A 9,421-nucleotide genomic window follows, 5' to 3' on the forward strand; every position below is an offset into this window, starting at 1 on the left:
CGTCCCTCGCAGTTCGTCGACGATCGGTACTCATGCCGACTGCTGCCGCGCCTGCGGCGGGGCCACCTCGCTGAGGATCTTCGTCATGACGCTCTTGGCGGTGGTGCCCGAGAACTCTGCCTCGGGGTCGAGCACGAAGCGGTGCAGCCAGACGTGCTCGACCAGGTGCTTGACGTCATCCGGGATCACATAGTGGCGGCCATTGACCGCAGCCCACACCTTCACCGCGCGCATCAGCGCCAGGGCGCCACGGATGGAGACGCCGACGCGCACCTCCGGCGCGAGGCGGGTCTCCTCCATCAGTCGGGAGACGTACTCGAGGACCGCCGGGTCCACATGCACGGTGGAGGCCAGCTGGGTCATGTCGTTGACGGCCTGGAGGGAGATGCGCGGGCTGAGCTGGCTGCTGCGGTCGCGCAGCGCGGAGCCCTGCAGGATCTGCACGCTGGAGGCGTGGTCCGGGTAGCCGATGGAGGTCTTCATCAGGAACCGGTCCAGCTGCGCCTCAGGAAGACGGTAGGTGCCGGCCTGCTCGATGGGGTTCTGGGTGGCGATCACCATGAACGGGTTGCCGACCTCGTGGGTGACACCGTCGACTGTGACCCGGGCCTCCTCCATCACCTCGAGCATCGCCGACTGGGTCTTCGGCGAGGCGCGGTTGATCTCGTCGGCGAGGACGATGTTCGCGAACACCGGTCCCTTGTGGAACTCGAAGGACTTGGTGTTCTGGTCGTAGATCGTCACGCCGGTGACGTCGGAGGGCAGCAGGTCCGGGGTGAACTGGATGCGGGTGCTGGTGCCCTGCACGGTCGCGGCGATCGAGCGGGCCAGCGAGGTCTTGCCGGTGCCCGGAGCGTCCTCGAGCAGCACATGCCCGGGCGCCATCATCGCGGTGAGCACCAGTCGGACCACTTCGTTCTTGCCGAGGACGGCCTGACCGATGCTCTGGACGAGCTTGTCGAACGTCTCGGCGAACCAGCGGGCCTGTTCGGGGGTCATGCTCATGAGGAGAAATTCTGCTTTCGGGAAGAGGGCGGATGTCGTGAGGCGGGGATCTCAGCTCGAGCGGATCTGGACCTTATTGGAGTCGGCGGTCTGACCGTCGATCCTGACCCAGACCCAGAGGTCGGTGTACGGGTGACCCCAGTACGGCTTATGCCCGCTGTCGCGGAGGTCCCATGCACCGGAAGAGTTCGTCGTGAAGGTCCCAATCGTCGGGGTGGCGCCGTCCGTGGTTGGGTACCAGCAGTTCCCACCGATGACGCCATCGGCCTTGATGCAGTACTCGTAGGTCGTGTTCGGGGCGAGACCCGACACTGTGAAGTCGAGGTAGTAGCACCATCCGTTGTTGCACCCATCCTCCCCGGTCGCATCGCCGTACCCGTTCTCACCGCTGATCTTCGGCGCGGGGGGCGGGGTGTAGGTCTGGGCCTTCTTCGAGTCCTTCACGGTGCCGGAGGTCATGGTGGCCGTGGAGCCGTCGGCGTTCTTCGGCTTCGTCACCACACGTGCCTCGATCGAATGCGAGGAGGCGGACTTGGCCTGGATCGTCTTGGAGTAGGAGGTGCCCGAGTCCTGCCAGCCACCGCCGTCGATACGGACCTGGAGTGTCTTGTTCCCCGCGCCACCGTCGCTGCCACCGGCGGAGGCCTTGTACGTCACCGGGCAGTTGTTCGCATCGGTGCACTTGGCTGTCGTGATGGTGGCTGAGCCCGGCTTCGCCGGGGTCGTGTACGGCCGCACCGCGTTCGTCTCCGCCGACCGGTCGCTGACGCCGCCGTTGGCCTCGAAGCCATTGCGGGCCTCGACGGTGAACCTGTACGTGGTGCCGCTGGTGCCGAGTCCGGAGATATCTGCGCTGGTGGCCGGTGCGTTGACGGTCCGGGAGCCACCGTTCCAGCGCACCACGTACTTGGTGACGGTGGTGCCGTTGTCGTCGGCCTCCTCCCAATGAACCTTCGCCCGGCCATTGGGCCCGGCACCGGTGCCCTCGCTCGGCATCGTCGCTCTGACCCCGGTCGGGGCGGAGGGCTTCGCCCACGGCGTGACGGAATTGGAGGACTTCGAGGCACCCACGCCGGTGCCCACCGAGTTCACGCCGGTGTAGGTGAAGGAGTGCGCCGTGTTCGCGTCCATTCCACGGAAGGTCGTGGATGTCTTGGTGTGGTCCAGGGTCTGGCTCTCACCGGAAGAGGCGGTGACGATGTACTGCGTGATCGGCTCGCCGTTGGATTCCTGCTCGGTCATCTTCGGCCAGGTCACCGTGATGCCTCCGCCGACCGGATCATCGATCCGCTGTGCCGTCGGAGTGCCGCTGGGCACCGCGGGCTTACCGGCCGGGTGTTCGAGCTTCGACCACTCGGACCAGTCCGAGGGCTCATCGGCCAGGTTGGAGGCCTGGATGCGGAAGCGGTAGTCGACTCCGTTGTCCAGATTGGTGAAGACGGTCTGCGTGCTCCCCGCTTCGACCTCTCGTGGCTCGATCGTGTTGTTCCTGGTGTCGTGGATCTGCACCGTGTAGCCCTGGATGGCCGAGCCGCGGTTGACCGGCGGGGTCCAGGAGACGGTCAGCTCCCTGTCGCCTCGTTCGGCCGAGGGCGCAGCCGGGCGCTCAGGACGCACATCAGGCCGTGCGACGGCGGAAGCCGCCGAAGGATCGGACTCCCCGACAGCGTTCACCGCGGTGACCTGGAAGGTGTACTCGGTGTCGTTGGTCAGGCCGGTGATGGTGCACGAGGTGGAGGCGCAATCCTGGCTCACCGAGCCGCCGCCGGCGCTGGAGACCTTGTATCCGGTGATCGGCGAGCCGTTGTCATTGCCCGCGGCGAAGTTCAGCTCGACGAAGCCGTCCCCGACCTCACCGATGCGTGGAGCGGAGGGAGCATCGGGCTTGCCCAGCACGGTGACCCGGACCTCGCCGCTGACCTGTCGATCGGGGTCGCCGGTGTCGTCCATGACCGTGTAGCTGGCGTTGAGGAAGCCGTGGAAGTCCGGATCCGGCGTGATCACGACGTTGTCCCCGTCCAGGGTGACCTCACCGTCACCGGAAACCCGCTGCACGGTGACGATCTCCCTCTCCCCGCCTGGGAAGGGATTCGAGTCGTTCCCGAGCACAGCGATCGACTCAGTGCTGCCGGCATCGATGGTCGCCTCGTCCAGTGCCGCCGAGATCAGCGGTCGCTGCGAGCCACCGACGGTGATCTGCACGGTCGCGGAGACCGGCGGATTGGTCCCGTCCGTCACGGTGACCGGCACGTCCAGGATCTCGCCCTTCGGCGACTTCGTGGTGGCGGCGGCGGTCAGCGTGGAGCCCTCGAGCCCGACCGCTATCTCCGGGTTCGAGACGGACTCGCCCAGGGCGTAGGTCAGCGCTTCGCCCTCGGGATCCTCGGCGCCGGCGGCCAGGTCGATGGAGGACTGCGCACCGCCCTGTTCGACCTCGAGCACCGCGCCCTGCATGGTCGGTGGCAGGTTGGTCTCCTCGGCGGTGACCTGGACCGGGATTGCGAGAGTCGCGACGGCGGCGGTGGGATCTCCCACCTCACCATCGGTCACCTCGACGGTGAGGGTGTCGTTGCCGGAGAAGTCTGCCGCCGGGCGGTACACGAGGGAGGACTCTCCCGAGACGAGCTCTCCGCCGTCGCTGTGCTGCGCGGAGACCAGGTTCAGATCGGTGATGCGGGCGGGCTGGGCGCCGGGGCGCACCCGGACGTTGCTCGGGTCCGCAAGATCGACGCTCACCTCGGAGCCGGCCTGCACCTGGAGGGGCTGGCCCACCCAGACCGGAGCCTGCTTCGCGGTGCCGGGCACCCAGATGTAACCGGCGGAGACGAGATCGTCGACATCGGTGATGGTGTAGCGGATGCGCTGCTGCTCCTCCTGCGGGAGGATCCGGACGGTGCCCTCGTCATCGAGCATCTCGACACCCTCGACCGGTTCATCAAGCGCGACGACGAGGTCCTTGGTACTGCCATCGGGATCGGAGTCGTTGGCGAGCACCTCGACGTCCACGAATTCCATCTCCGGGTCCATGACGTCTTCGACCGCGATGAAATCATCCCGCGCCACCGGCGCGCGCAGCTGCGCGTTGCTCGCCACCTTGATGGTCGCGGTCGCCGAGCTCTTCAGCTGACCATCCGTTGCCGAATAGAGCACTGTGTGGGTGCCGGGTTCCGAGGGGGTGGTGACGGTGATGAAATTGTCCTCGGCATCCTCAGGCGGAGCGTGCTCCTGGATCTCAGTCATCACCTCGACGTCGTCGCGCACCACGGCCAACGGGTCACCCTCGGGGTCGGTGTCGTTGTCCAGGACCGGGATCTGGACCTCTCGATCTGGCCTGACCTCCACGGTGTCGTCGACCGCGTAGGGAGCCTGGTTCTGAGTGTTCGGTGTGGCCACCCCGACCAGCACCTCTGCGGTGCCGATCGCGCCGTGGCGGTCCATCACCTGGTAGCGGAAGCGATCAGTGCCGACGGAGTCGTCATAGGGCAGGTATTCGATCCACTCGCCGTTCGCGCTGACGATCTCTCCCAGCGTGGGCATCGGGCTGGTGACACCGGTGAGCATCACCGAGTCGCCCTCAGGGTCGATGCCGGTGGTCTGGACCGGGATCCGTACCGGCGTGCCGGCGACGGTGCGGGCAGTGAGGTTGTCGGGCTTGGGGGCGGAGTTCTCCGCGTCGCGGGGCACGATCGTGATGTAGGCGAGTGCCGAGCCGGTGCGTCCGGTCTCGTCGATCACCTCGTACTGGACCACGGCCTCTCCGGAGGCATCATCGTTCGCACGGAAGCGGACCTGGTCCTGATGAGGCTCGGTGTGCCCCAGGCCATCGGCGCGATCGGTGTTCATCTCCTGGGCCAGATGGAGATCAGCACCGGTCGGCGAGATGTCATTGGCAGTCACGTCGATGTTGACCATGTCGCCGGCGCGGACCACGGCCCGGTCCGGGACAGCCACCGGGTTCGCGAACTGGGTATCGGTGCTGGCGACCATCACCCGGGCGGTGCCGGTGGTGGTGCCGGCCGAGTTCGCCACCTCATAGGTCACGGGGACCGGATCCTGCGAGACCTTCGCGCCCGGCGCGGCTTCGACCCGGATCAGGTGGTGATTCACGATGGTGGCCTTCAGGCCGCTGCCCTCAGGCACGTCGATGGAGTTGACGACCAGCACCCCGCCGGTGGGGTCGACGTCGTTCTCCAGCGGGTCCAGCAGGGTGTCGGTCCCGGTGGTGACCGTACCCAGGTCGTCGACGGCGACCGGTGCGAGGTTCTCGGCCTCGGGCTCGATGACATCGACCCGCACGAGTCCCAGCGAGATGGTGCTCGCCCCGCTGGCCGCCACCGTGTATTCGAGGTAGTGGGTGCCCGGCGCAATGGCCTGGACGTTGATGGTCCCCGCCTCGAGCACCGGGTCGATCTCGAGCCCGTCGACGTCGCTCACGGTGAGCAGCTCGAGGTTGCCGCCGTTGGGGTTCAGATCATTCAGCAGCGGCTTGATGGTCGTGGTGCGGCCCGCCACGATCGTGGCATGGTCGGCGGTGGTGATCGGGGCCAGATCGCTCTCCGTCACCGACTCGATCTCGATCGTGCCCTCGCCCTGCTTGCCATGCTCGTCCCGGAAGCTGAGCTGGACCTGCTTGGTTCCGGGCGCGAGGCCGGCATCGTTGAAGGTGACCAGGCCGTCGGGGCGGAAGGTCACGAGGTCCTCGGGTGGGACGGTCGCATTGGCGAGATAGAAGGCGTCGCCGTCCGGGTCCTCCCAGTACGGGCTGATGTTGAAGCTGATCTCTTCACCGGAGCGGACCTGGACCTTGGTGATGGTCTCCCGGGCGGGCCTCGGTCCCTCGTTGTCGCCGTCGGCACGCACATCCAGCGCGACGGTCGCGGTATCGGTGCCACCGCGGCCATCATCGGCCTGGTAGGTGAAGCTCGCGCTGCCGGAGGCGTCCTCGTTCACCTCGATCTGCAGCTGGGTTCCGCCTCGAATCGGAGTGACCTTGCCGATGCCGGGCTGCGCACCCTCCACGCGAACGGACAGGATGTCTCCGTCCGGATCGGTGTCATTGCGGGTGACCGGAAGGACCACGCTCTTGCCGGGCCGCACACCGTACTGGTCGTCATTGGCTTTCGGGGGGCGGTTCTCCTCGTCGCGCTCCGCGGCGGTGTTGGTGATCGTGGTGGTGAGGGTTTCCTTCTCCTTCTCCTTGGACTCGTCGGTCTGGATCTCCTGGGTCACGACCCAGTTCGCGACCAGCTCCATGTTGTCCATGATCTCCCAGGAGAGACCGAACTTCTGATCGTTCAGGACCACCAGGTCCCGGTTGACGCGCAGTGCGAGGTCGGCCGCGCCGTCCGCTCCGGGGATGCTCTCGGCCACCGGCTCCTGCCCCTGGCACAGACGCAGATAGCGGTTGGAGCCACCCCAGGCCCCGTAGGCGCAACCCTGGACCTGTGCAGGTGGGACCACTGTGCTCCCGGTGCCTCTAGCGGCATGCTTCGTGGCTTTTCCCCCGTCGAAGGGAATGCGGAAGAGGGCATCGCGGGTCGAGAGCACGAAGTTCTCCGAGGCGGGTCCGGCCTGCTGGAGCTCAGCGAGCTCCAGAGTGGAGACTCCGTAATCGGTGAGGTCGTAGGCCTTGGCCGCGGTACCCACGTGGAACAGGCGACTTTCCTTGTCCAGGACGACGGGCTCTTCGCCGACGACGGTGAGCTGGAGCAGCTCTGTCTTGCTGGAAACGTCTCCCAGGACGATCGGCTTGTCCGCAGTCGTGTCCCGAGTCGGCAAGGTCTTCCCGAACCTCAGCAGCTCGGAGCCGTTGAGCACGTAGACGTGTCCGTTCTCAGAGACAGCGACCGGCGGTGCACCCTTGCCGGTCTCGAGTACGGGGTCCACCGCAGCGGGGCTGAATGCAGCAGCCTCCTGTGGCGTGAGGATCCAGACCCTGCCGTCACCAGACGCGATGACCACTCGGTCTCCACCGATCTTCACTGTGGACTCGGGGGGCAGCTCCACGAGACCATTGCGTGCCACCGATGCGGTGTTGATCGGTGTGATCCCCCGCGGGCCGGTCTCGAAGACGTCATACCCGGATTGGATGATGTCGAGGTCCTGACCGGTGGCCGTCAGCCGGGCATCGAGCTCGCTGGCATCCACGTTGACCCGGCCGATCAGGCCAGCATCCTGATTCGAGACCCAGACTCCGCCGTTGGAGACCTTGACTTCGGAGGAGGAGAGTCCTGGATAGCGCAGCGCGAAGCCAGTCAGCACCAGTGCGATCACCGTCAGGACAGCGCCCGACACGACCGTGACGCGCCTCCCCCGGCGTCGCTTAGGTCCTGTGGTGTCAGACATGGACGTACCCCCAGCACATGTTCCGATTCTCAACGCGCCCGCCACCCGGATCCAGCACTCCCTCAGGGAGTGTCCCCCAGAGCCGAGACGTCCGCGCGCGCGACCTGCCCAGGGTACCCGCAGAGCACCCACAGCACCACGAGCGCCTGGTCACGAAACGGTGAGCAACCCAGGCCGAGTCATAAGAGGGCCCGGCCTGTGGTCACAGGGTCAGCGTGCCCGCTCCACCAGGGTCCGGGTGAACACTGTCAGCGCCGTGCGCACGCCACCCTCCGGCAGCTCGCTGAGGATCTCCACTGCTTCATCAGCTGTGCGCTGTGCGAGTGCACGAGTCTCCTCAAGGGCCGAATCAGCACGGAGCAGTTCCACCAGTGCATCCAGTTCGGCATCGGAGCTCAGATCGCCATCGAGCCGTGCCACGAGCGCCAGGCTGTCGGGGTCCTGCTGTGTGGCAGCACGATGCCGGATCAGCAAGGTCGGCATGGTCGGCACCCCTTCACGCAGATCAATGCCGGGGGTCTTTCCACTGGTCGCTGCGTCGCTCTCGAGATCGAGCACGTCATCGGCGAGCTGGAAGGCGACACCGACCTTCTCGCCGTACCGTCGCATGACGTCGCCCGATCCGGCAGGCCCACCGGACAGCGACGCACCAAGGCTTCCCGCGAGGGCGAGCAGTGACGCGGTCTTGTCTGCCAGGACCGAGATGTAGTGCGCGAAAGGGTCTTCACCCTCTCGCGGGCCGACAGTCTCGTGGAGCTGCCCGAGGCACAGCCGCTCGAAGGTCTCCGAATGGAGGAGCACGGCCTCGGTGCCGATACGGGCGCTGAGCGCGCTGGCACGGGCGAAGAGGAAGTCACCGGTGAGGATTGCGACGTTGTTGCCCCAGAGCGCATGAGCGCTCTCTGTGCCGCGGCGGGTGGGCGCCGAGTCCATCACGTCGTCATGGTAGAGACTTGCGAGGTGCGTGAGTTCGACGAGAACTGCGGTGTCCAGGACGCCTTCGGCGTCGAGATCGCCGAGCGAGGCCGCGAGCAGCACGAGCATCGGGCGCACCCTTTTGCCGCCAGCATCCATCAAATGTCGGCTGGTCCACCGGACCATGTCATCGGACGTGGCCACGGACTCGCGCAATCGCTCCTCGATGACCTCGAGGCGCTCAACGATGCTGTTCGCGAGCTGCTCATCGATGTCGGGAACGCCCGGCAACGTGGACGGCATGGCTCTCCTGGGACTCAGCGGGGCGCCGGCGGCGCTCCCGGGACATGTACTGCGGACTGCTCGAGGCGGTGTCGCATCGAGGATCGGGACCAGCAACAAAGCGCTGCGAAGACCCGCCCGCCGAGTCTACCGGGGGGCGGGCGCTTGAGACCGCACTGAGGGTCCCGAGGTGAGCGGGAGAACGTCGCGCCACCTCAGGCTCTCACCACTATCTCGCCGTGGCGGTACTGGGCGGTGATCCTCTCGCTGCCCTCCGCAGCAATGCCGTGAAGGCACAGCAATGCCGACAAAGCGCGTCCGCGCGAGCGAGGAAGGGCCTGCTGAAGACACAGATGCACTTCTGAATTCGGGCATAAAAAAAGGAGTGGGAGGAGCGAAACCCTTTCAAGGGTCTCAAGCTCACTCCCACTCCCACAAAGATGTCCGGCGGCGACCTACTCTCCCACACCCTCCCGAGTGCAGTACCATCGGCGCAATCGAGCTTAGCTTCCGGGTTCGGAATGGAACCGGGCGTTTCCTCGACGCTATGACCGCCGTAACACAATGAGACAACCAGACCACCAGAACACCAACCCACCCAAAGGTGAACCAGAGCCCTGAGGAGTTGTTCCTCGAGAACCGCACAGTGGACGCAAACACACATAAACAACTAAATATGTTGTAGTAAGTCATCAGCCATTAGTACCAGTCAGCTCCACACATTGCTGTGCTTCCACATCTGGCCTATCAACCCAGTCATCTACTGGGGGCCTCTCACACCCAAAGGGTGTATGGATATCTCATCTTGAAGCAGGCTTCCCGCTTAGATGCTTTCAGCGGTTATCCCTTCCCGACGTAGCCAACCAGCCATGCC

3 protein-coding genes and 2 rRNA genes are annotated in these 9,421 nt (G+C 65.9%); all 5 read right to left on the reverse strand.

All coding sequences use genetic code 11. The features are described from left to right. Positions 1–30: 30 nt before the first annotated feature. Entirely contained in the window at positions 31–1,005 is a 975-nt protein-coding gene (locus ABD893_RS00055; RefSeq protein ID WP_345075433.1) for an AAA family ATPase, read from the reverse strand. Between the two features lie 51 nt (positions 1,006–1,056). After that, positions 1,057–7,299, reverse strand: a complete 6,243-nt coding sequence (locus tag ABD893_RS00060) for an Ig-like domain-containing protein (protein ID WP_345075434.1) — start codon at positions 7,297–7,299, stop codon at positions 1,057–1,059. A 261-nt stretch (positions 7,300–7,560) separates the two neighbouring features. Next, positions 7,561–8,568, reverse strand: coding sequence for a polyprenyl synthetase family protein (locus ABD893_RS00065; RefSeq protein ID WP_345075435.1), 1,008 nt, complete (start codon positions 8,566–8,568; stop codon positions 7,561–7,563). A gap of 421 nt (positions 8,569–8,989) precedes the next feature. Continuing rightward, positions 8,990–9,106: ribosomal RNA gene (gene rrf / locus ABD893_RS00070) — 5S ribosomal RNA — on the reverse strand. 121 nt (positions 9,107–9,227) lie between these two features. Continuing rightward, positions 9,228–9,421 (reverse strand): 23S ribosomal RNA (locus ABD893_RS00075); the annotation flags it as partial.

This window comes from Brachybacterium paraconglomeratum (genome assembly GCF_039541415.1).
Classification (GTDB): Bacteria; Actinomycetota; Actinomycetes; order Actinomycetales; family Dermabacteraceae; genus Brachybacterium; species Brachybacterium paraconglomeratum_A.

Coding starts and splice junctions, on each gene's coding strand:
- ABD893_RS00055 (WP_345075433.1), bottom strand. CDS start 1,005: ATGAGCATGACCCCCGAACAGGCCCGCTGGTTCGCCGAGACGTTCGAC.
- ABD893_RS00065 (WP_345075435.1), bottom strand. CDS start 8,568: ATGCCGTCCACGTTGCCGGGCGTTCCCGACATCGATGAGCAGCTCGCG.